General features: G+C 54.1%; 19 protein-coding genes. 6 read left to right on the top strand and 13 right to left on the bottom strand.

The genetic code is table 11. The features are described 5' to 3' along the window. The coding region (locus B5M42_RS23030; protein WP_230632848.1) for an IS3 family transposase at positions 1-192 on the top strand (192 nt) is incomplete at its 5' end. 251 nt (positions 193-443) lie between these two features. Here the strand turns inward: B5M42_RS23030 and B5M42_RS23035 are convergent. Continuing rightward, a complete protein-coding gene (locus B5M42_RS23035; RefSeq protein ID WP_134757725.1) occupies positions 444-878 on the bottom strand; it encodes a hypothetical protein in 435 nt (144 codons plus the stop codon). 581 nt (positions 879-1459) lie between these two features. On the opposite strand from B5M42_RS23035, the gene B5M42_RS23040 reads away from it, so the two are divergent. Genes B5M42_RS23040 through B5M42_RS23055 form a run of 4 tightly spaced genes read left to right on the top strand, consistent with a single transcriptional unit; the run spans position 1460 to position 5360 of the window. After that, positions 1460-3058 (top strand): hypothetical protein, encoded by a 1599-nt coding sequence (locus B5M42_RS23040; protein WP_134757727.1) that lies wholly within the window; start codon positions 1460-1462, stop codon positions 3056-3058. Positions 3059-3082: 24 nt separating this feature from the next. Continuing rightward, positions 3083-3763 carry a sensor histidine kinase gene (locus B5M42_RS23045; RefSeq protein ID WP_134757729.1) on the top strand — a complete coding sequence of 227 codons (681 nt, stop codon included), beginning with the start codon at positions 3083-3085 and terminating at the stop codon, positions 3761-3763. Positions 3764-3778: 15 nt separating this feature from the next. Further along, positions 3779-4426, top strand: a complete 648-nt coding sequence (locus tag B5M42_RS23050) for a response regulator transcription factor (protein WP_134757731.1) — start codon at positions 3779-3781, stop codon at positions 4424-4426. Further along, positions 4419-5360 (top strand): polyprenyl synthetase family protein, encoded by a 942-nt coding sequence (locus tag B5M42_RS23055; RefSeq protein ID WP_134757733.1) that lies wholly within the window; start codon positions 4419-4421, stop codon positions 5358-5360. Before B5M42_RS23050 ends, B5M42_RS23055 begins: the two co-directional genes overlap by 8 nt. Positions 5361-5988: 628 nt before the next feature. Here B5M42_RS23055 and B5M42_RS23060 read toward each other — a convergent pair. Further along, positions 5989-6852 (bottom strand): M15 family metallopeptidase, encoded by an 864-nt coding sequence (locus B5M42_RS23060; RefSeq protein WP_134757736.1) that lies wholly within the window; start codon positions 6850-6852, stop codon positions 5989-5991. A 153-nt stretch (positions 6853-7005) separates the two neighbouring features. Next, positions 7006-9129 (bottom strand): glycoside hydrolase family 52 protein, encoded by a 2124-nt coding sequence (locus B5M42_RS23065; RefSeq protein WP_134757738.1) that lies wholly within the window; start codon positions 9127-9129, stop codon positions 7006-7008. 127 nt (positions 9130-9256) lie between these two features. Here B5M42_RS23065 and B5M42_RS23070 point away from each other — a divergent pair, with 127 nt between their 5' ends. Further along, positions 9257-10675, top strand: coding sequence for an AraC family transcriptional regulator (locus B5M42_RS23070; protein ID WP_230633155.1), 1419 nt, complete (start codon positions 9257-9259; stop codon positions 10673-10675). A 16-nt stretch (positions 10676-10691) separates the two neighbouring features. Here B5M42_RS23070 and B5M42_RS23075 read toward each other — a convergent pair whose 3' ends face one another. The 10 genes from B5M42_RS23075 to B5M42_RS23120 all read right to left on the bottom strand — a co-directional run bounded on the left by B5M42_RS23075 (position 10692) and on the right by B5M42_RS23120 (position 23538). Continuing rightward, complete coding sequence (locus tag B5M42_RS23075) at positions 10692-11654, bottom strand: ABC transporter substrate-binding protein (protein WP_230633156.1); 963 nt, start codon at positions 11652-11654, stop codon at positions 10692-10694. Positions 11655-11981: 327 nt separating this feature from the next. After that, complete coding sequence (locus tag B5M42_RS23080; RefSeq protein ID WP_134755924.1) at positions 11982-12812, bottom strand: AraC family transcriptional regulator; 831 nt, start codon at positions 12810-12812, stop codon at positions 11982-11984. Positions 12813-13477: 665 nt separating this feature from the next. Further along, on the bottom strand, positions 13478-13837 hold the full coding sequence (locus tag B5M42_RS23085) for a 1,4-dihydroxy-6-naphthoate synthase (protein WP_134755926.1): 360 nt from the start codon (positions 13835-13837) through the stop codon (positions 13478-13480). A 379-nt stretch (positions 13838-14216) separates the two neighbouring features. Next, positions 14217-14540, bottom strand: coding sequence for a hypothetical protein (locus B5M42_RS23090; protein WP_134755928.1), 324 nt, complete (start codon positions 14538-14540; stop codon positions 14217-14219). A 21-nt stretch (positions 14541-14561) separates the two neighbouring features. Then, the gene (locus tag B5M42_RS23095; protein ID WP_134755930.1) at positions 14562-16163 is read right to left on the bottom strand and encodes a pre-toxin TG domain-containing protein; all 1602 of its coding nucleotides are present in this window, start codon (positions 16161-16163) and stop codon (positions 14562-14564) included. A 373-nt stretch (positions 16164-16536) separates the two neighbouring features. Continuing rightward, positions 16537-17415 (bottom strand): ABC transporter ATP-binding protein, encoded by an 879-nt coding sequence (locus B5M42_RS23100; protein ID WP_134755932.1) that lies wholly within the window; start codon positions 17413-17415, stop codon positions 16537-16539. Positions 17416-17418: 3 nt separating this feature from the next. Further along, entirely contained in the window at positions 17419-20298 is a 2880-nt protein-coding gene (locus B5M42_RS23105) for an ABC transporter permease (RefSeq protein WP_134755934.1), read from the bottom strand. A gap of 30 nt (positions 20299-20328) precedes the next feature. After that, positions 20329-21363 carry an efflux RND transporter periplasmic adaptor subunit gene (locus tag B5M42_RS23110; RefSeq protein WP_134755936.1) on the bottom strand — a complete coding sequence of 345 codons (1035 nt, stop codon included), beginning with the start codon at positions 21361-21363 and terminating at the stop codon, positions 20329-20331. After that, positions 21353-22021, bottom strand: a complete 669-nt coding sequence (locus B5M42_RS23115) for an ABC transporter ATP-binding protein (RefSeq protein ID WP_134756003.1) — start codon at positions 22019-22021, stop codon at positions 21353-21355. The genes B5M42_RS23110 and B5M42_RS23115 overlap by 11 nt, the downstream gene beginning before the upstream one ends. A gap of 404 nt (positions 22022-22425) precedes the next feature. Continuing rightward, positions 22426-23538 (bottom strand): YbjN domain-containing protein, encoded by a 1113-nt coding sequence (locus B5M42_RS23120; protein WP_167690181.1) that lies wholly within the window; start codon positions 23536-23538, stop codon positions 22426-22428. Positions 23539-23542 lie beyond the last annotated feature (4 nt).

Consider the following 23542-nt stretch of genomic DNA (forward strand, 5'->3'; position numbering starts at 1 on the left):
AGCTTTTTTGCTACGCTAAAGAAAGAGAAGCTGTACAAGATCCGCACGGAGCGCTATCCGATGGCCGCGATGAAATCGATCATCTTCCGATATATTATGGTCTACTACAACAGGCGACGGATCTATACCTCTAATCCAGGTGGCTGGCCCCCCGCCATTTATCGCGAAAGAATGCTGTCAATGGCAGCGTAGAAACGAGATTTCTCTATGAGTGTGTTTTCAAACTGCACTTTTGTTGACAACTCCAATTCATATCTCTCCTCCAAAACACGATAATTTATTTTATAACGCACAATGATTGAAGATACCACTAACACAATTTTTCATGAGAAATTGTTAAAAAACGAATTATGTAAACCACTCCTTTGTTATCTTAAATAAATCCATTTTTAGGAAATATTATTATAGATTATTTTTTTGTCAAATAATTTAATATAACTCCCCTAACGCCTCTTCCGTCCATGCTTCACCAACGTCATCCGCCGCGAATGGCGCAGCCATGCGTAATAGCTCCGCAAATCGCGCAGCTCCAGAGTCTCCGACATCCGGCCGAGGAACGTAATAACGACCATTTTATACAGCGGCCCGCCCGCAATATCCACCGCATCATGCATAGCAAATTCCGCCACCAGCAGCAAATCGTCGTCCACGACGTACACGTCCTGCTCGTTCGTGTAATACAACGCCAGACGTCCTTGCTTCAGCTTATCCCACAAAAACGAACAAATCTCGTACACCCCGACCTGTTCCCGCTCCACTCGCTCCACCCACCGCTGCCGGGCATGACGCGTAATAATGATATCCGCCACCTTGCGACCGGCCAGCTCGATATAAAACAGCTCGTACGTACACCAACGCTTCATGGTTTTGTCCTTCATGATTGGATTCTCCTTTGTATGGTCTCAGCACCCGGATGCTTGCTTACATTATACGGCTGTGTCGAAAGGAATTTATTGCATAATTTCTACGAAAAGTTTGCATATTATTTTGCAACTTATTGCAAATCGGACGCATGAAATAGAAAGAAATTCCCAAACAGTATCCAATTCCTTGGATTCGATACAAATAAAAAAACTGCAACAACATGCAAGTATTCTTGCAAGAAGTTGCAGTTTAAATTTGTGATGTTGCATCAGGTAAAATCAGGTAAAATATAACAAGTGTTAATCTGATGCTTCTCTCACGACCATGTCGTGGCGCGCACTTGATCATTCTCTAATTCACTCCGATTAGATTCCATACAAATCGAGTGAAGCAAGCTTTTCTCTTGCAAAGTCAATTGAAAATGATTTAGAAATGTCGTGTCTAGCAATTTCGTCCATCCCTCCGAGCGATTAGTTTGACAGATGCTTGAGAAAACGCGCTTCAAATCTGAGGAGTAGATCGTTGAATCCATTGAAACCACCTCTTTTATTTAAATTTGGAAAATAATATAACACAACTTAAAGGAGTCTGCCAGATGAAAAGTAAACGCTTATTATGGATACTGCTCCCAATTTTGCTTACTTGCCAGCTCTGGTTTACCTACATCTCATTCCATTATCCATTTATGGGCATTTACGTTGCCAAGAAAGCCGATCACTGGGAAGTAAAAAATTTTGAGGCCAATGTGCCTTATTTACAAATGGGCTTACAGATCGGTGATGTCATCTTAAAAATCGATGATCATGATCCTGAACGCTTCTTTACCGTCAAAAACTTCGCTCAAATTGAGCAAGCCAACAAGCTCCTCATTTCCCGGAATCATCACACCTATGAGATTACAACCGACGGGGCAACAATAAAATTTTCTATCTTCGCCTACAGCCTTTTGGGAGAATTACTATGTCTGTGCATCGCCATTATGCTGTATCTCGATCATTCCGGATCTCGCTCCGCCCGCTTTTTATCCTTTATTTTTTTCATCGGCGGTCTGGCTTTTATGAGTCTGGAAGCATCACCGAGAGGCGATGTACTGGCAAAAATTTTAATTACCAGCATCGTAATGTCTTTGCCGTTCCTGTTCTTACACTTCCTGATTGTATTTTTCAATGAAAAAGGTGAACAGAATTTCCCTTATAAATTCTTATACACATGCTATGGACTTATAGGACTCGTCAGCTTGCCGAGTATTGCCTACTTTACATCGCTGCCTGCATACACCTATTTTTATTACTATGAAGTCATCACAAGAGTGAGCTTTCTTTCCGGTTCCCTAATGGTTGTAGGTTTTTTGATTTACATCTACATGAAATTCCGCAAAACTCAATCTTATTTCTCCGGCATCGTAAGGACGGTCTGGACTTCTTTCATGATTTCCTTCATGCCGCTTGCTCTTTTCTCTTTTCTTCCCGAAGCAATCTGGAACAAAGCTATGATTACCCCCTATATTACGGGAATGTGTACGTTATTTTTTCCGTTATCCTTCTTTTATTTGTTATCTGCCCAAAAGATTTATCATGTTCAACTCATCCTTCGCAGAGTTTTGGCCGCCCTTGTGATTGCGGTAATTCCAAGCGCCATGATGATGATTTTTATCATTCCTCTTTTCCAAAATGCCTTTTCATGGCAAAGAGTGATTTTCATTTTTTTATTTACCGTCACGCTCATCTCCATATTGTTGTATTCGCTGGAAGCCATCATGTCAGGTTTTGAGGCATTTTTGTTTCCAAGAAAGCATAGATTGCAACTCACTTTGAAAAAAATTGCCGACGACCTCAGCCATTTGCAAAGTTTCCGCGAACTACAAGAACTGATTCTCGTGGATATCGTCCGTACGCTTCAAGTAGCAAGCGGCGCAATTGTCTTCCAATACGAGCATGATATTGACATCATGAGTGAAGGCGATATGGAACCTGAGCAAATCAAACAGGCTCTTACTGATCCGACGCCATCAACGAAACAAATGTACGCCGTGTATGAAATCAATCGTCACGAAGAGTACACCAGCTTTTTGATTCTCGGCCCCAAGAAAACGAATACGTTGTTTCATAAGGAAGAATTGCAGTGGCTCAAGGTCGTGGTTTCGAATCTGGCGACAAGTCTGGAAAATCTATATTTGATTCGCAAGCTGACGTAGCGCCTGCAAGAGCTTGCTTCCCGGTTGCCAAGTGAAGAAGAAAGTCAAAGCTTGTTCTGGTTCCGCAAGACGATGTTTGATCTGCAAGAAAAAGAGCGCATGCGCATTGCTGCCGATATGCACGACACCACGATGCAGGATATCTTTTTTATTCAGCGGAAGCTCCGTGCTTTTCAAGCGCATGCTCCAGCCAACACCAACACAGAGCCTATTGATGATATTATTCAGCATCTGGATGCGGTTAATGTTACGCTGAGGCAAAATTGTTTTGAACTGCATCCCCCTACACTCGATACGGCAGGACTTTTAAGTACAATCGCCAATTATCTGGATATGCAGAGCAAGCTTTGCAGCTTTGCATTGTTTTTTATGACCGACGATGATCGACGGATTGAAGGCAAAGGTCTGGAAACGAAGCGCCATCTGTTTCGCGTGGTTCAAGAATTGCTGCATAATGGCAAAAAGCATGCTCAAGCCACGAAAGTAACGGTAAGCTGCACCAGCAGCGAAACGCATTTTTATCTCGAATATCAGGACAATGGCATCGGCTTCGATTCTTTGTCCCTGTTATCATCCGCCAAACGTGCTTCAGGCATTGGCATTGAGCAAATGAGAGGACGCATTCTCCATATTCACGGTGATTTTCAGCTACAATCCGCTTTGGGTCAAGGCGTGCAGGTACAGATTACGATTCCCCTTATATGAAGGAGGCTCTGTTTGATGAAAGAACCGTTTAAGATATTGATCGTTGACGATCATCCGATGTTTGCCTTCGGCACCAAAACTCTCTTGGAGCAAATGGAGCATGTGCAAATTGTCGGCATTGCGGAGACGGGTAAAATTTGCCTGGAGTATGTAAATACATACAAACCAGATTTGGTATTACTGGACTTTAAGCTGCCGGATCAGACCGGGTATGAAATTGCCAAGCAAATCCACGCGATGAAAAACCACATCAAAGTCGTGCTTTTTACAGGCATCGATGTACTGCCCTTATATAATGAATTGCTGGATCTCCATATTTGTGGAATTTTAGCTAAAAATTCAGGTGACGAGAAGCTTCGTAATATGGTCCGTTGCATCATGGAAGGTCAAACCGCTGTTCCGTTGGAATTTTTCCAGCAATTGCGCTTAGCGTCGACGCACACTGCTCAGGAGATGTTAACGAAGCAAGAGATGGAGATTATGGCTATGCTGACAGACGGACAAACGCAAGATCAGATTGCCGAAAATCTTTTTACCAGTAAGCGTTCCGTTGACAATTATTTAAGAAGGATTTACGAGAAATTGGGAGCTAAAAATAAGTCTCAGGCCATTCAAAAATTTGTGGAAATGCAAATGAATACGGATGTGAGCCATCTTGGATAAACGGCTGCTTGAGGAAATGATCAAGGTGATCGATCGACATTTTCACGTTCAGGAGTTAAATCACTTATTAAAAGCTTGTATGGACGACAAGATACAGAGTAAGAGCATTTGGGGGGAAATTACGCTTACGGTACATGAGATGCTTGAGGGTTCATCCCCTTATATTGATAAATTGGCAGCCTATATTGAGCTGTTGATGCTGGCATCGGATATGATGGACGATTTGGCCGATCAAGATAACACTAGCAGACCGTGGATGAACATTTCCACTCCTATTGCGCTCAACGCTGCGGCAGCGCTGCTCATTGCAGTAACAGGAGAATGTGCCGAGCTTCGAGAACAGCACCCACATCTGCCTTTGCCTGCGAATGGCGATATTCATCGCATGCTGACGCGTGCTGCCAATGGACAACATCAAGACATCCGCGGTCAAGCGATTCACTCCGAGGAGGATTATTTAGCGCTCGTTCTGCAAAAGTCCGCTCCGCTTATGCAGCTTGCGTTCTATATGGGTTACTCCAGCGTGGAATCCTGCGAGGATACCACCAAGCTACAATTAGATCAAATGGCCGAATATGTGGCTATCGCCGCCCAGCTTCATAATGATCTTCACGACCTGATTCAATTTGACGTCAAAGGCGATCTTTTTGATAAAAAACGAACCTTCCCGATCCTGTATTTGTTAGATCAATGCTCGGAGCAGCATCCCGTATTTTATGAATATTATGAAGGCAAGCTGTCGCTCGAACGTTTAAAAGAAATGAAGGAAGCGTGCTTGCAAGCGATTGTTCAATCAGGCTGCATCGAATATACCCGAGTCGTGCAAGGCTTGTATGTCCATGAAGCTGAAAAGATTGTGGAAGCCATCCCCGGGCAACCGGAGGGGAAACGGCAATTTTTGCAAAAAGTAATCGCTCCATACCGTAAATTTTGAATAATTGACTGAACGTACACGAAGAGTTGCATCTGTTTTCCCCGTTCTCAAAAAGAGTAACAAAAATCCATTCCAAAATTTAAAAGTATCTTGTAGTATAAAAAGTACAATTCGATCAGGAGCGGGCTCGGGGTGCCCAATATGCGCTAAGCTCCAATCCCTATGCGGGTATTGAAACGAATCCCTATTTTCAGAAGATCGTCAATCTGGGCAATGATGCGCTTCCGTTCTTGCATGATTTCATCGACCGCAGTCCCAATGACGGCTTAAAAGAATATATTTGCGCGATAGCCATACAACAAATCTCCGGGTGGGATGGAACGGATCATGGAGTACGGACATGGGCAACGGCGAAGGAGTTTGAACAGGCATGGAATCAGCATTTAGAAAATCCCCCCGCTTGCGTTGAACCAATTGCAACCTGCCCGCGCAATACAGATTTAAAATAGACCTGAAAAATCCAGTGTTCCCCCAAAGAAAAAAGCCCCCGTTCAAGCAATGGTTGAAGGCATACACCTATTTGCTTAAAGGGAGCTTATCGTAAGTGCGCGATGAACGGGGGCCAGCGGCTGCTTCGCCTTGGAGCGAGACCGCGCCCTGCACAACGGTTATGCGACTATGATTGGGCCTATTTGGCTACCGGCACGGCGTTAAAATATTCCTCCAGCGTGATGCCCTTGGACACAACCGCCTGAGCGATGTCTTTGCCAACGTAGCGAATGTGCCACGGCTCGTATTGGTAGCCGGTTATGCTATCTTTGCCTTTGGGATAACGGATGATGTAGCCGTATTCGGCGGCGTGGTCTTCGAGCCATTTGGCTTCTTTGGTGCCGGCAAAGCAGTCGGTAGCTGCGCATTTGCCGTCGCTGCCGGTGACATCGATCGCCAGACCTGTGGCGTGCTCGCTGGTGCCGGGCACGGCGCTGTAGGTGCGGGCTTTTTCCAGCCCGTCCTTGCGGACGTAGCTGTCAAACAACGCCTTCTGCGTAGCGTAAGAGCGGTAAGCGGAAACGCCGGCCAGCGGCACGCCGTCGTCTTTGGCGGCTGCAAACAGCTGCTCCAGGGCGGCTGCGGCTTCCTTGCGCATTTTGCGTTTTTCGTTTTTTTCATTGAATACGAACGGTACGTCCGGGTAGACCAGATCGTCCGGCGTATAGCTGGCCGGCAGCGCCCACATCTTGTTGACCAGCACCTCCAGGCTTTCAGGGTGCGCAACGACCTGCAGGTCGCCATATGCACCCGCCGCATCGTTCTTGGCCGGCGGCGTGGCGCTCGGCTTGGCTATTTCGCTCGCCTTGGGCGTGGCGTGGGCCGTAGCAAACGGCGCGGTCGTCCCGGCGGGAGTTTGGCCGCCGTTTGCCGATGTTTCGGCTGACGCGGTCGGGGCAGCTGCGGATGGTGACGGCGACGCCGTATCGCTTTCCTGACCACAGCCTGCGCAAAGCGCAAGCGTTAGAGCCAGCGCGAGCGCGCCTTTACTTTTTGCTAACATTTGTAAATGTCCTCCTCGCCTATCGATCCTGGCTATTATCCTTTTCTCTCTCTTACAAATAGACCGATTCACAGCAGCAAAAGTTGCCGCCGGACGCAAAAAAGCTGCAAATACGGCATAGCGCCCGCTCGCAGCTTTTGCTCTCGTTCTATTTTACGCGTTCGCGCGTTGCTCTTCAAGCCACAGAATGGCGGTGACGCCGCGCGGGTAATATTTGCTGCCGGTGATTTCGCCGGAAATGATCTGATCGCTCCAACTCCAGACGGACAACGTAGGGTGTGTCAGCCAGCGCACATGCGCGGCATCGGCGGCGGCGCTCGTTTCGTCTTCAGGCCAGCCGAGAATATGACGGGCGACAAATTGGCACAAATAAATTTTGCTCAGCCACGAATTGTTGCTTGTCGAGCTCAGCTTCCAGCCGCCATCGGCAAACAGGCACGTGCCGGGAACGAGCACGGTTGTCAAATGACGACGCAAAGCTTGCAGGTAAAACCCGTAGCGCCCGTCAGCATCAAGCGCCGCTTGACAGCCCGTCATGTACGGGAAAATCAGCCCTTCAATCGCAGGAATGATTCGCGAATCGTTGTTTTCGCCGAGCACGGCCGGAATGTAGCCGCCTTCGGTCATGTGGCTGACAATCGTTTGCGCGCAGCGCAGCGCCTGATCGGCCGATTGATCCGCCAGCTCCACCTCTCCCGCCTCGCGGAAAATGCGCTCCAGCGCGACATAGGACGCCCAGCATTTGCCGGCCATGTAGATATTGTTCCGCGCCTGCCCCAGCGAGACGTCGAGGCTGTCGTAGGTCGTAATCTCCGCACCGCCCATTGCCCGCGTGCTGTCCAGTCCCATGACGCCGTTGCGCTGAGTCGGGTCCGGATGGTCGCGATTCAGCATGCTGTCGAAGCATTGACGCAAAAGCGGCAGCTGCCCTTCCAGCCACTCGCGGTCCCCGGTCTGCTCGGCATACGTGGCTGCGCACAAAATCCAGTTCACAAGCTGCTCGTGCGTCATATGCGAGAAGCAGCCGGTCAGGCCGTACAGCTCATACGAGGAATATTGCGGCCGCGAAAATATGTTGGCCACGCCCATATCGTGCGTGAAGCTGATCCCGCCGGGATATTCCGTTTCGTCGCCGGGGAAGCGCACGCGATCTTCGTAGCTGTAGCGCTCAGCGAACAGCTCCAGCTCGTTTTTTACCGTCCACGGATTCATTTTCAGCTCGAAAAACAACTGGTCGACCGTCAAATCGAACGTGTTCATCATCCGGTATTCGCCTTCGTTCACGATCCAGACCGCCTTGCCCTCCACGTCAAGCAATTGCGTACTGCCATAGTAGGCGCGAATCGCATGGGCCAGCATAAAATGCTGGTCGTCGGATAAGCCGGAAGACTGAATGCGGGCGTCAGCAGCGGCGCCAGCGGCGGCAAGCTCGTCAAAGTGGGCCAGCGCATAGGCCGCGACGATTTCGATATTCGGAAAATAACGATTATAGGTATAGGAAGCGTCCCAGCCCGCGGTGACGATGCCCGCACGGTGGAAGCAGATCGCAAAGCGGTAGGTTTGTTTCTCGCCGGCCGGCGTTTCTGTCAGCAGCGCGCCGACGGTGCCTAGGCCAAAGGTCAAATTTTCCTCCAGCTTGGCAGTCAGGATATCTTCTATGCTAAAATGAAGCGCAGAGCGGACGCGCGGATCGTCCGACACAATCGCTGTCATCCGCCCCTGGCCGATGCCTGCGGCTCCCGGCAGTGTATCGTCAATCCGGCGCATTGCGCTGTACGGGTCAGTGCCTTGATAGCCGAAAAAGGCGCGGCGCGGCGTCGTGCCCGCCGTATTGTCGACGGTCAGCTCGGCGAGAATGGCTGGAAGCAGCGCTTGTTGCAGCGCTTCGGCGCTGGCTGTGGCCGGGTCCGGCACGGACATCACCGGCGAGATCAGCCGGAACGTCAGATCGCCTGCCGTCCACGTATCGGAGCTGACGCGAAAATCGCGGCGCACGTCGCTATGTGCAAACGGATGGACAAGCTTCGGCTTGTCCGGGTTCGGATCGGGATTCTCGATATCAAACCGTTTGCTTTCGTCGTCGCCGGACGCCCAGAACGGCAGTGCCTCGAATTGCCCGGGCTGGCCGGCGCTCTCCAGGCCGATAAACACGCTTTGCCGCGGTGGGCGGCCGATCTCCAGATCAAAGCCCCCCGCGGCTCCGGGGAAGCCAAGCGTAAAACTGGCGAAAGCGCCGATTGGCGCATGATGAGCGTTAAAAAACAAATTGTCGGGCATGAGCAGGTCATCCTTTCTGATGGGAGCGTATAGCTTCATCATAAGGCGGCGGCGGCGGAATGCCGATGGACAAATCGAGCGGGGTTTTGGGCAAAATCGCGTTTGGGTGCAAGCGCTTTTATGAAGGGTGACGGGCCCTGGATCGGCGCTACTTCCACGGAACCGGACCAACGATGCATGGAGATTTTCCCGACGGCCAGCCGCTTTCCAGCTTTCTACTCCCGCAAGCAACCATCTCGTTCAAGGAGCGATGCCAACCATGTCCAAGCCTACCCGCGACGCCGAGCTGCAACGCCATGCCGCTTCGGCGGAACACCGCCATCTTGAAGGAGCAATGCTGCCCGATTTGCAGCTGTCGTTTCGCTTGTTCGCTGCGCACCGCCGCAAGGTCAGGGCAGGCTGGACGTTTCCGGAGCACAGCCATTCGCTGTACGAAATCAACCTTGTGTTGGACGGCATTCAGCTGATGCAGGTCGAAGGCACAAAGCGCGAGCAGCGTTGCGGGGACTTGCTCTGGCTGCTGCCGGGCATGAAGCACGCCAGTCTGGGCGCGGCCGGGGGCGGCACGATGGAGTACATGTGCCTGCATTTTGCCGTCGACGATCCGTGGCTGCGCCACCAGCTCAACCAGCTCGCCGGCGTGCTGTACCGCGCAGATTCGCCGCTGACCGCGGCGCTGCGTCCGGCGCTCGACGCGTGGCTCGCAGCGATCCGGGACGCGGACGGCGAGCCGCAGCTTGTGCGGCTGCAGACGATGAACGCGTCCTTTCAGCTTTTCGCGGCGCTGAGCGGCTATTTGACGGCGAGCCGGGCAGGCGCGGAGGCGGAGGCGGCGACGGGCGCGGGGCGCGGCGCAAGCGGCGAGGCGGCTTTGCGCGCGGACGCAGCAGCGCGCTCGCAGGGGCGCAGCGACGCGGGGGCGGCGCGAGAAGCGGGGACGGCGACCGCGGGCGGCGGCGGGCGGAACGCGGAGCGCGGCGACCGCTCGACGGGCGCGAGCGCGGGCGACGCAGCGCGTGGGCGCGGCGACGTGGACGCCGCGACGCACGCGGCGGAGCGCGACGCACGCGCAGACGCGGCCGCGCAAGCCGACGCGCTCGCCCCGCCGAGCCGCGGCCCGGCCGCCGGCGGCGCAGCGCGCCCCGGCAGCAGCCACGGCGGTGCTCCGGCCGCCGCGCGCGGCAAACTGCCCGCGAGCGCGTCCGAGCTCGCCGGGCGGCTCGCCGCGAGCATCGAGGCGCTCGTGCTGCACGCTGGCGAAGCCGACGCCGACGCCGCCAAGCGCGGCATCGAGCAGCTCGCTCAGCGGCTCGGCTACACGGCGGCGCATTGCAGCCGCGTGTTCCAGAGCGCCTACGGCATGTCGCCGCGCCAATACCTCAGCATGGTCAAGCTGCGCCAGGCCAAGCTGCTGCTGATGGACAGCGAGCTGTCCGTCGAGCAGGTCGCTGTGCGGCTCGGCTACCACGATGTCTCGCAGTTCAGCAAACAATTTAAGCGCTGGACGAATTTATCGCCCAGCGCTTATCGGCAGCTTTCTTTTTAGCAGACAGTCCGCAAATTTATTTGCTCAAAGCCTTCAACACGGCGTCCACGCCATACGAATTGCCAATCGGAACGTAGCCCATCGCCAATGCGCCGTTCACCGCATAGGTCTGGTTATTTTGCACCGCCTTCAGCTTTTGCCAGACGGGATTTTTCTTCCATTCCTCCAGCAGCGCCGCTTTCGACTGGTCCTCATAGTTGAAATAGCCGAGGATCACATGATCCGGGTTCAGGGCAGCCAAGCCCTCCAGCGACATTTCGGCACCTTCGGTCATAAGCGAATTGTCCGGCGCCTTAAATCCCAGCCCATTGTCGTAATAGGGGGTCAAAAACTTCGTGCCGCCCAGCCAAATCGCATTATCCCGCACCTGCAGGAACGCTATGGTGCCCTTGACGTCGGCCAGCTTGGCCTTGGCGTCTTGCACCTTCGCCTGATAGCCGGTAATGAACTGGTCAGCCGTCTGCTCTTGGCCCAGCATCTTTCCGAACTTCGTCACCAGCTTCGGCCAATCGCTCCACACGTCGGTTGCGGTTTCGTCGATGACGACGGTTGTGGCGATTTTCGCCAATTGATCGCTTATCTCGGCGTTGACTTTATTGCCCGCAATGATCAAATCCGGCGCATATTGCTGCAAAGCTTCCATGTTCACAGCCGTATTCTCGCCGACGATGGAAATGTCTTTGATTTTGTCCGTAAACGGCTTGTACGCCTCTGTTTTCAACGAGGAATTTTCCTTCGTAAACGGCAGCGCCAAACCGACGGAAGGCAGATCAAACAACAGCAGCGAATCGACATATCCCCAATGTACGACAGCGACGCGTTCAGGCTTTTTCTGAATCACAATGCTGCCGTTAGCCGCTTCAATCGTGCGCGGGAACGTGCCGGACGCCTTCTCCTGCGGAATTGCGCTCGACGACGGACTCGACGCAACAGCCGGACTCGCCTTTCCCCCCTTTCTACCGGCGCTGCGCCTGCGCAAGCGCTTAACATCAGGATCATGCCGAGCAGCGCGGCAAGCCAAGCAAACGATGATATAATTCGACGATCCTTGTTCATAGTAAAAGGACACCCTCTCTTTTTCTCACAGCATTTTATGATAATGATTCTCAATATCAATCACAATCCTACCATTACCTTCGCTTTCCGAAAATAGAGAGTTTCCCGCTAGTTGCATGGACAATTTCCATAGCACACAACAACATCCATGCATACAAGGATCAGACAACGCCCTTGCCCGGACGTTCCAACCAACTTGCAGCTCCACATCGTCCCGACTCATCGCTTGCAGCACCCGGCGCGTTGACGCTCAAGCATCCCGGCTGTCAAAGCCGACCTGGCTGGGGGCAACCCCCTTATATTTTTTAAACAGCCTGCTAAAATAATACGGGTCGGCATAACCGACGCTACGCGCCACCGCCGAAACGGAAAACCGCTTCGTCAACAGCCACTCATGCGCTTTGTTCATCCGATAATGAATCAAATATTCGATCGGGCCCGTCCCCGTAAATTTGGTAAACAAATGCGAAAAATATTTCGGCTTCATCTGATAGCGCCCAGCAAGACTAGCCAGCGTCAGCGGCTCCATAAAATGCGCCTGCATATAACGCATCGCATCTTCGATCATCGGATAGCTGTCGGCATTTTGCTGATAGCGCTCTGCTTGCAGTACCTTGGCCACAATCTGGTAAAACAGCGACCGCTGATTCAGCTTGCCGATCACATCGGGCGCAGACGCGGTATTCGCGATTTGATCCACCAGTCGCAGCAGTTCGGGATCAAGCTCCGCCTCCACAACCGAAATTTCCTCCGGCTTGCGCTGATTCTTGACTTGCCCCGTTTCAATCGGCAAATAATGGGCCAAGCAATAACGAAAACCTCCCGCACCCGAAGCCATTTCCAAACGCCGTCCCACGCCACCGATCAGCACACTGCCCGGCTTCAGCTTATAGCGCTCCGTTTCGTCGAAAACAAACTCCGCCGCTCCTTCCAGCGCAATAATAACCGCGCAGCGGGAGGTCGGAATGTGAACGTGACCGCTGTAGATGCGGCTGCTTTCCAGGCACGTGCGGTACACGCCAAACAGCTCAATGGGCGTATTGGCAAAATACACCGCCAACTCCTCATACGTCCGCGACATGTGAAATAACTCTCCTTATATTCATTAGGAATGATATTGATTCTCAATTTCATTTACGCTGTCATTATAGGCAATCCGGCTCGCAATTGCAACGCAAAAATCGTTCGTTTACATAGTAGCGCTAGTAAATAACAAAACAGGCCCATCATGGTTGTTTTACACCATAACTAAGCCTGCTTGCAGTAACGAAAATCGCTATCCGAAAAAATCCCCCTCCTCTGACTGAGCAAAAGGACAGATGTTGAGCTACTCTGGCGGTAAAAAGATTCGCGGATTCATACACGGGTTTCATTAATCCTTACAATTGTACTCCTCATAAGCATGTTAGATAACCTCATGATATCGTTGAGGCAACCCATCGCCAAGCTCGCCACTTTCAACTAACGAAATCCATTCCAAATATCGTAAACAAATGGTTTTGCATAAAAGATTCGGAGTTCCTGACTCTGTAAAAATAGAGGTCATTAGATACTCTAAATCCAAATCGCTGCCAATCACTTTGGCAGGGCTAAAAAATGGCCCCATTTCGTAAGCATGCCGCTTCAAAAATATAGAAGCTCATCTTAAATATTCAGCAATCAACATCTCACTCGATTGTTTTTTTATTTCTCTGGCTCCCCAGTTCAAATCAGAAATTCGCGACACCGCTTGTTCCAAAAGATTATTCATGTCTCGTCTCCAAGCAGTTCATCTTCAAAGTCACAGGAAACAACTGTCTTGAATCCAGCTTCCCATAACCCTTTTACAAGTTTGGCAATTGCATCCATGTATATTTTTTCCCCAGCACCCGTGACGGGTTCGATATCCAGATAGTATCTATAGTACAAAAATTCATCATTTCCCTGATTCCGTTTCTTTTCTGAAAAATCTTCGTTATGAAAAACAAAAATCTCAGACAGTTGCGTTGTAATCACCGAACCTGAAGCAGCACCCTCGCCAAGTTGACAAACCATTTCAACTACTTTTTTTTTTTCGTAATCCGTATCCAAAAACACTTTTGTAAACAAATCGTATTGAGATTGCATAAATAGTACCTCACATCACATAGTCGGCGTCTCCATCACGAATACCACTCTCCATCTGAAAAGATGTCGTCGTTTTCACTGGCCTGAATGTTATGCAGATGAATAAATCTTATCATCTCCGACCTAACCAACGGCCAATCGGAGTTGGACACTGCAAACCCCCGGTGATGATTCCAGCTCATATCAACCTCTATGTTCAAATTCATCTCACGTCGACACCATTCTATAAAATCATACATGATCATCGTGAAACCAACATTCGATTTAGCGGATGAAACCCAGATTAATGTCTTTTCTTCCCCGCATACGGTTTGTCTAAAATGAATCTCACCTTCTGCGAACCAGGTGGTGCGCACGTATCCGTTCTTTGTAATGAGCCCTACACCCCCATTTCCTTACAACGGTCTGAAAACTGTTGAATGTAGGCCGCAAGCTTCTCTGGATCATGGGATAAATCAATGATAGTGCCCACATCTCCCCGTTTACTGACGGAATAAGCGCAATCCCATGAGCGAAACCCGTCTTCCGGTCCCACGATTTGTTTATTTCTAAAGAAAAACCAGCAACATTCTGCTTCAAGCATGTGTTCACTTAATAGCGGAATCGTTTCATTGGTCCGATAAGGGTTTAATTTGATCAACGCAAGCTGATCTGCCAATTGTCTGGCTTCTTCCAAGGTAATGGTTTGGATATACTCTTTCAAAGAAATAACCTGCCCTTCTCTTTAATTTGGTTTTCCTAGTTCCAATATAAGCTTAGGATCTAACTCAACAATTTTTCCTATTTGCGAATCGATGAAAATGACTTCCCCATTCTTGTTAATAACATTAATCACATGCAAGATATTTCCTTGATGGATAACAACCGGCGCTGTAAATCCATCACTTTTTTTAGAAACTTGTTCAATAACTTCAGAAACTGAACTTGGTTTCTCAAATCCCCACGGCGATGATGGCAATAAATCATTATGGTATCCATAGCCTTTCATGTTCTGAGCAATTGCTTCCAAGTCCGTCCCGGATAATCGACTATGTGTCGCATTTGCACAAGAAGTGCAGTTCGTATTGATTCCAGGACTGGCATCCTCAACATAATGAGGATTAATATTCTTTAGTTCAGGAAATACTTCTTCAACTGGACGGATAGAAGTATAAACATGGTCATATGCACTTCCTATACCATTCCCTAACTCCGCAACCCGCGCCCCATCCTTCACCGCTTCCTCCGTGCCGAACACTGCTTTGACGCCCTTGCTTATGCCCTTTGCAATCGGCTTGGCCACCACAGGTGCGAGAATGCCCGCTCCGGCGATGCCGTAATCCCAGCCGTCCAGCTCGTGGCCCGTGACGGAGTCCTTGCCCGTCGACAGGTCGATCACGGCTTTGATCGAGCCGACAATCGGCGTCAAGTCCAGCACCAGCGACTCCCACGCCCGCGCTTTCTGACGCGATTCTTCTTCAAAAACCTTGCGGCCGATGACATAGCCGAGCATCGCGTCCCGGTCCTGGGGATTCAGCGGCAAAAAGGTCCGCGGATCGTAGCCTTGTTCCACCGCATATTGAAAAAACTTCGTATAATCCACCGGCATCATCATCAAAATATCGCCGGGATGATAGTTGGCCCCGGTCCTGTTGAACTCGGCCATTAACGCCTGCAAATTGTCAAAATCAATCAGCGTCCGCTTCCCATGCTCATCGATGTAGTAGACGTCGTTGCTGCCGGCATGCTCTCGCTCGTAGCCGCCCACCATCGCCTTGAACTCGGCCGGCGTGCGTTCAGCCAGCGATACTGGCTGAGGCTGAGGCTCCTCCGCCGGAAGGTAGGCGCGCTGCTGCGCCGCCTGATCGATGCTCGCTCTGAGCTGGTCGCGCAGGTTGGCCGGCACCTTGTCCCAATCGAGGCCGGGGATCTGATATTTCTGCTGCTCGGCGTTTGCGATACTGTCCAGCAATTGCTGCTTCATGTTGTCCGGCACCTTCGACCAATCCAACCCCGGAATATCCGGATAGGAGGACGGCAGCGAACGCCGCTCCATGAAATCGCGCGCTCTGCCGGCGAGTCCGTCTTCAGCTTGCTGGTAACGGTCGGTCGCTTCCCTGATACAAGCATACAAGCTCGTCAGCCGCTGCTGCAAGCTGTCCACGTCGCGCTGCGCCTTATTGATCCGGCTGGAAATCCCCCGGCGCGCCGATACGCCCCCTTCCAGCCCATATACCAACAACCCTACGCCGCTGCGTACTTCAGCCAGTTTCCCCGTCTGCCGGCTTGCGTCCTGCGTCAAGCTGCGAATGACGTCTACATCTACTTTCAGCCCGCTAATGCTCATCACCCCTCAGTTTTATATTACATGCAATTTGTAAAATGTATTCAACAGCCTTTAGCGAATTCCTGCATGCAACCTTGCGCGTTTTTAACTTTTCGTCCAGAACCAGGAAGATAGGACCACGCAAAAAGAGAGCTGCAGAAACGAAGGCAGGGATGCCTTGTCGTTCTGTAGCTCTCTTGGCCAATCTTTATCACATTCTACCACGTTCGAGCACGCCATATCGCGTTTTCTCCCGCATTCTTAGCGATCTCCTCTATCAAGCTCTATTGCGTCCTAACTCATTCTACCTCACTAAAACTCACTACAACTCGCAATAACTCACTATACCGCGCTCTGTCTCGTTCTGTCTCGTTCTGTCTCTTTCTGTCTCGTTCTACCGCGAATCCGGCGGCAGCAGCACGATGCGCCCGTCCTCCACAGCGACGCGCAGCTTGTTGGTGCCGCTCGCGCCGATGGAATCGAGATAGCCGGACGGAATTTGCAGACGGCCCGCTTTGTCTACGACGGCGTATTCCACGTGCGTATCTTCTTCCCCGTCGCCTTGCTCCAGCTCCTCCAGCTCTTCGGCGTAAGAGCGGCGGCGCAAGATTTCCGCCGAGGTTTTGCCGTCGCGGATCGCGACGACGCGGTCGACCTTTTTGGCCAGCAGCGGATCATGAGTGACGATGACGACGGTCAAACCGAAGTTGCGGTTCAAGTCGCGGAACAAGTCGAGAATTTGATTGGCCATTTTCGTATCGACCGAGCCCGTCGGCTCGTCGGCCAGCAGCAGCTTGGGCTGGTTGGCCAACGCAATGGCAATCGCGACCCGCTGCTGCTCGCCGCCGGACAGCTGGCTGAGCTTGTTGGAGCGGCGGTGGCTGAGGCCCACCGCTTCCAGCAGGTCGAGCGCCCGCTGCCGGCGGCGGCGGCCCTGCAGCAGAATCGGCAGCTCGACGTTCTCCAGCGCAGTCAGATACGGGATCAGGTTGCGCGCATTATTTTGCCAGACAAAGCCGACCGTTTCGCGCTTGTAGCGGACCAGATCGGACTCGCTGAATTTGAGCAAATCTTTGCCGTCGACAAGCAAATTGCCGGCCGAGGGGCGGTCAAGCCCGCCCAGCATGTTGAGCAGCGTCGATTTGCCGCTGCCGCTGTTGCCGATAATCGCCATCAGCTCGCCTTCATCGACATGCAGGTCGAGCCCTTGAAGCGCGACGACTTCGATGTCGGCGGCTTTGTAGATTTTGACCAGATTTTCGCAATGAATCATCCGTTAATCCTCCCCGAGCTTCACGGCCTGATGAATTTTGATCCGGGACAGCATCGAGCCCAGCGTCAGCAGGCCAATCGACATCATCAAGCTGACGATGAGATACAAATTCAATTGATCGCGCGGGTCAAAGCGCACCTGGAACGGCGGCACCTGCGTCGACGCATCGAACGACAGCTGGAACAGCGGCACGAACAGCTCGCTGGTGAGGTTGCCGGTCAGCACGCCGATCAGGACGGCCGCGCCGGAGGTCAGCAGCTGCTCGACGATCAGCATGCCGACGATTTGCGCGAAGGAGACGCCCATCGCCCGCAGGACGCCGAATTGCAGGATGCGCCCCGACAGCGACAACACCCAATAGAGCAGGAAGCCGATGAAGCTGATTCCCGCCGCGATCAGAAAGCCCAGCGTCATGACGCCGTTGATGGCGAGCTGGAACGGGTCGTTTTTCGACCGGACGAGCTGCTGCTTGGTGTCGTGGATTTCCGTAATCGGCATGTTTTTTTGCTTGAGCGCCTCGTATAGCGCTTGGCTGGAGGCCTCCGGCTTCATTTTCAGCCATACGTCATAAGGCTCCACCGCCAGATTGTTCTGGATGAAGGACAGATGGCCGACGACCAGATGCGGCACCTTTGTTTTCGTCTCCTTGTTGGCGGCCGTCTCGCCGCTGCCCAGCGCCGGGTTCGGGTTCCAGCTCGGCCAGTAGTCGATAATGCCGTAGACAATAGCCGTCGAGCCGTCGACGCCGCTCCAGCCAACGCTCACCTTATCACCAGGCTGCACCTGCAGCTCGTCAGCGACGGAGCGGGAGATCAGCACCGCCCGCGGGTTGGAGGCCATCACATTCAAGTAGGCGTAAAAATCATGATCCAGCAAGCCGTCGCGCAGCCAGGCCGTACGCCCGAAGGCATCGGTGTCAATGCCCATCAGGTCGGTTTCAAGCACCTCTTTGCCGATCGTCACGGTTGCCGCTTGCTTGCGGAAGACGCGCGCCGCGGATTCAACGCCCGGCAGCTGGCTGTAGAGGAGAAACGGCGGCTCTGTGTATTGAACGCGCTTGAGCTCCTTTACCCCGCCCGAATCGGCTGGCGGTGCGCCCGGACCGGAAGGCGCTGGCGGCGGCGCGTCGTTTTGCCACATCGTGCGCAGCGTGATATCGGCGCCGGTCGCGTAGCGGATTTTGTCCTCGATGTTCTGGTTCATCGTACGGGCCGCGCTGGCGCTGAACAGGCCGGTTGCCATCGTCAGAATCAGGAACATCATGATGAACTGATATTGCGTCGTCGAGCGGCCGACCTGCAGCAGCGTCGAATACAAATACGGCGGCCACCATTTGCGCCCGAGCCAGTAAACGAGCCGGATCAGCCACGGATACACCCGCAGCAGCAGCAATCCGCTGGCCAGCACGAACAACGCCGGGACGACGAACAGCAGCGGATCGACCTTCAGATCGACCGAATCGAGCCCGAGCGACACCAGATCGCTCATTCGCCGATGGAACGATTGCAGCAAGTAAATCGATAACGCCATCAGGATGACGTCGATAAAAATTTTATGGGCAAACGACATCCGCCCTTGCCGGGCCAACGTTATCTTATGGCCGACAATCGAGACGCGAGTCGCCAGCACAACCGGCAGCAGCGTCATGACAATCGAAGCGCCGACCGCAATCAGCGCGTAGCGAAACGCTTCGCGGTTCAGCTCGACGTCCATCGCGGCGCGCTGGACAAATTCGAGGAAGCCGTTGGCGGCGCCGAGCATTTTCGTCAAGTACAGCCCGATCCACGGCCCGATCGCCAGCGCCACGACGCCCAGCAGCACGCCTTCGATCAAATAGCCGAGCAGCATCTGCAATCGACTCGCGCCCCGGCTGCGCAGCACGGCGATTTCCGTTTTTTGCCGCTCCGCGATCAAATTCGCGACCATGAACAGATAGAACGCCAGCAGAATCATCACCGGTACGTTCAGCGACCAAAGCATCAGCCGCAGACGTTTTTCCTTGTCAAAATACGTTTTAAACGTCTTGAGCGCCGGATTGGTAATCGTGTAGGTTTTGAAATGGGTCGATAAATAGTTGTCAATACGCGCGGAGCCGCCCGTGAAATCGTCGATGCTCTCCAGCTTCATCGCATGATAATCGAAGGCATAATACCAGTAGCCGAACAGCACCTTGAGCTTTTTGCCGACGGTAAAGTCCTTTTCGAACAGCTCGTACGGTACGAAAAAGGTGGAGCGGAAGTTTTTGTACCCGCTTGGCCAGTACAGATCGGCATTGTCCTTGCGCTCGAACACGCCAACCGGCTTGATGCGCACCGGCTGGGGCAGCGACTTGTCGTTGATCGTAAACTCATTGCCGATCACAAGCTTGAGGTTGCCAAGCAGCTCCGGCGCAACCAACGTCTCATAGACGCCGTCCACCGGCTCCTTGGCCGGCATGCGTCCGTCGATCAGCCGGATGTGCGCTTCCATATCCTGCATCGCGCTAAGATCGGCCGTGCGGCTTGGGCCGGGATCGACCTTGCTCGGATCGCTCGGCGTCAGGTCGAGATTGATCGTTGCGCGAATCCGGGTCGCCGCCAGCACAGGCAGCTTGAAGTCGCGGCTCGCATCGGTGAAGAAATCGTCGGTTGCCGTGATCGGCTTGCCCTGCGCGTCCAGCCCGTCGCCGTTCAAATATACGTAGGAGTAGTGCGTGCCCGGATATTGCTGCGTATCCTGCTGCAGCGTCTCCAGGTCCTTGACCAGCATCCGCTGCAAAATCGCGTGCGTATAAATGGGCATCGTGCTGGCCAGCGCTACGGAGACGATCAGCCCGAGCAGGAGACTGAGCTCCAGCCAGCGGTTTTTGACCATTTTGCGGAGTATCATAAGGAATAAGGCCACGAAAGGTCCTCCTTGCCGATTGCGAATTTGCTAATTATTGAGAATGATTTTTTGCCCTTCCATCAGCCCTTTGCGAATTTCCACCTCGGTCGGCGTCACGAGCCCTTTTTCCACATCGACCTCTTTGCGGCTTTCGCCCTCCAGCACCTGCACGTAGTCGCGGCCCAAATACGAGCGCAAGCCGACGCGCGGAATGATCAGCACCTTCTCGCGCTTTTCCAGCGTGATGGTAATATCGGCATAAGCGCCGATTTTCGCGCCTTCCAGATCCTTGTCGACGCCAATAATCACCGTCTTGGCATTGCGGTCGTTTTGCTCCTTGTTATCGGTCGACGCGGCGCTGGTCGGGGATTGCAGCACCTTGCCCTTCGCCACTGTGCCCGAGTCGGATAGCTTGATCTCGACCTCCATGCCGACCTGGATGCCGGCCAGATCGGTGCTGTTCGGCGCTTCATAAATGAGCTGAATCCGGCTCGGATCGGAAATCTTCGCTATCGTTGTAAACGCATCCACATAATCGCCTTGCTTGACATCGCTCAAATAGGTCACAATCCCGCTTTTCGGCGCGCTCAGCCGTGTTTTGTCAAGCTGGTCCTGCAGCGAGCTGAGCTCGATTTGTGCCGCTTCGACGTCGATCTGCTTCATGCGGATCGCCCGCGCGTTGTTCGGATCGTCCTGCAGCGTCTGCACGCTCGCCAGCTGCGCCCGCTCCAGATTGAGCTTTTGCAGCTTGATGCGCGTCTCCAGATCGCCCTGTTCCAGCTCGGCCACCACGTCGCCAGCTTTAACCTCGTCGCCGAGTCTCACCTTGATGCCAGCCAGGCGCTGCCCCGACTGCTTGTAGTACAAGCTGGACGTTTCGCTGGAGGCAAAGGTCGCGACAGCGGTAAATTTTTTCGTAATATCGCCCGGCTTCACTTCATACAGCTCAAAATTCTCCTTCACCGGCACGACGAGCGGCGGCTTGAGCGCTTCTTCCTCCTTGGGGACGAGCGAGCAGCCCGACAGCACCGCCAGCGCCCCGGCCACCGCCAACAGCTTGACCGCTTTTCCGTTAGCCTTCATCAACAATGACACCATCCTCCAATGCATAGACTTCATCGACAATTTCCATAATCGCCGGATCATGCGTAGTCAAAATAATCGTCATGCCCTCGCGCACGAGGTCCTTGAACAGCTTGAGCACCTGCAAGCCCATGCGGCTGTCCAGCTCAGCCGTCGGCTCGTCGGCCAAGATCAGCTTGGGCTTATGGGCAATCGCCCGGGCAATCGCTACCCGCTGCTGCTCACCGCCGGACAGCTCATAGGGCCGATGCGTCATCCGTTTGGTAAGACCGACAAAATCCAGCGCTTCCTCCGCCCAAGTGCGGTAGGCGGCCGACGGCGCGCCTGCGATGCGCAGGCCGAATTCCACATTCTCGTAAGCCGACATATAAGGAACAAGCGCGAACGATTGAAAAATCAGACCGATGTCGCGGCGGCGCAGCGCGTCGCGTTTTTTCTCCGGCAGGCTGCTGATCTCCACACCCTCCAGATACACCGCGCCTTCCGTCGGACGGTCGAGCGCGCCGAGAATATTCAGCAGCGTCGTCTTCCCGGAGCCCGACCTGCCGCGCAAGGCGACGAGCCTCCCGGCCGGTATCGATAAATGGGCGCCCTTCAGCGCATGCACGGCCCCCGCGCCCTTGCCGAACGTGCGTTGAACGCCGATCGCTTGCAGCATGGGCACCTGTACGTCTTGCGGCTTCCCTGCGTTCAAAGGCCACTCATCTCCTTTTCGTATTGAAATGACACTCTAAATGTAACCCTTTACAAAACAAAAAAATAGACGCCCTTTGTTCGAAAAAGGTGTCTATTTGTTCGATGCACGGCCGCGCTCAAGGTGCTCTGGCGGCTAGCGCAGGCTGATCGTAGCTTTCGTGCTTGCAAAAGGAGGCCGGCGCTCCGGCAGCCGGTTGCCGATCATGCGGGATGCGGCTTTGCCTGCAATCCGGCAGGTTCGCGTCGGCAGACAGATCGCGGCTGGGCGCACGGCTGGGCTGGGCCGTGTATAGCACCGAGGGACGCTCGCTGATGAGCCGCGTTGCCCGCTCGGCCGCTGCCCTACAGGGCGTGTACGCGACTCCCCTAGCTGCCGATACGCTCGGCCAGCTCCGCGTAATAACGCATCATGATGCCGGCATTCATGCCGAACAGCCGCGCAAACAGCGCTTCGCTCAAACGGTCGCCTTCCACATCAAGGCTGGTGCGAAAACGCAGCTCGCCATCGGCGGGGTCCAGCTCAAAGCTGCCGAGCGCCAGATCGTAATTTTCCGCATTGAGGAAAACGGCCAGCTCGGTCCGGCGTTCCACAGGCACAGGCGTCGGGAACAACGAGTAGACGATGCACACCTGATCGGCTTCGTCGGTCAGGACCAGCATCGTCCACGCGCCGGCTTCGTCGGCGTAAGCGATGCGCAGCAGCGACGCCGAGAGCGGCTCCGCCGGCAGCCCCACGTGCTGCAAGTAGCCGGCCGCGACAGCCTGCAGCGCGCGCTCGCCCACGGCGCGCCCCTCGTGCGGCGCGGGCGGCGCCACCTCAGGCGGCGTTGTCCGCGCCGGCGCCTGGAGCGGCTGCGCGGCTGCCCGCTGCCCCGGCCAGGCCGGCTGCAACGCCGCAGGCTCCTGCGGCGTCGACGCCTCCGGCTGGCCCGACAGCGCCGCAGGCCGCGCAGACGGCGCGGGCGGCCACGGCCCGGCGTCGGCCCACAGCGTGCGGTAGCCTTGCTTCAGCACGCCGCCCGCCAGCTCCGCCGGCACATCCACCCGCTGCTTCGCCTCGGCGACGAGCCAGCTCTCGCTGTGCCGCAGCAGAACCTGCGCCGCCGCCGCCTCGCCAAGCAGCGCCCGCAGCGCGCGCTCGGCGTCCAGCTCCGCGCCGTCCGGCCACAGCGCGCGTTGCACCGCCGGCTTCAGCCGCGCCGTCAGCTCGACCGGCCGGCCCGGCTCAAAGCCGCTGCCGGTCTCTCCGCCCCGCGCCGCAGCGGCCAGTCCCATCCACTCGCCGGCCGTCAGCGCCGCGTAGACGGTCCAGGCCGCCTCCAGCGTCAACTCGCACGCGCGTTGCGCCGCTTCTCCGCTGACGCGCAGCCGCCTTGCCGTAAACGCCAGCCGTTCGCCGGTCAGCGTCACCAGTTCCAGCGCCTGCTCAAATACAGCTTGCGATTGCTCCGCCGATCCGCCCTCCGCGATTTCGCTCATCGAC

The sequence above is a fragment of the Paenibacillus athensensis genome (assembly GCF_004514475.2).
In the GTDB taxonomy this organism is placed as follows: domain Bacteria; phylum Bacillota; class Bacilli; order Paenibacillales; family NBRC-103111; genus Paenibacillus_AL; species Paenibacillus_AL athensensis.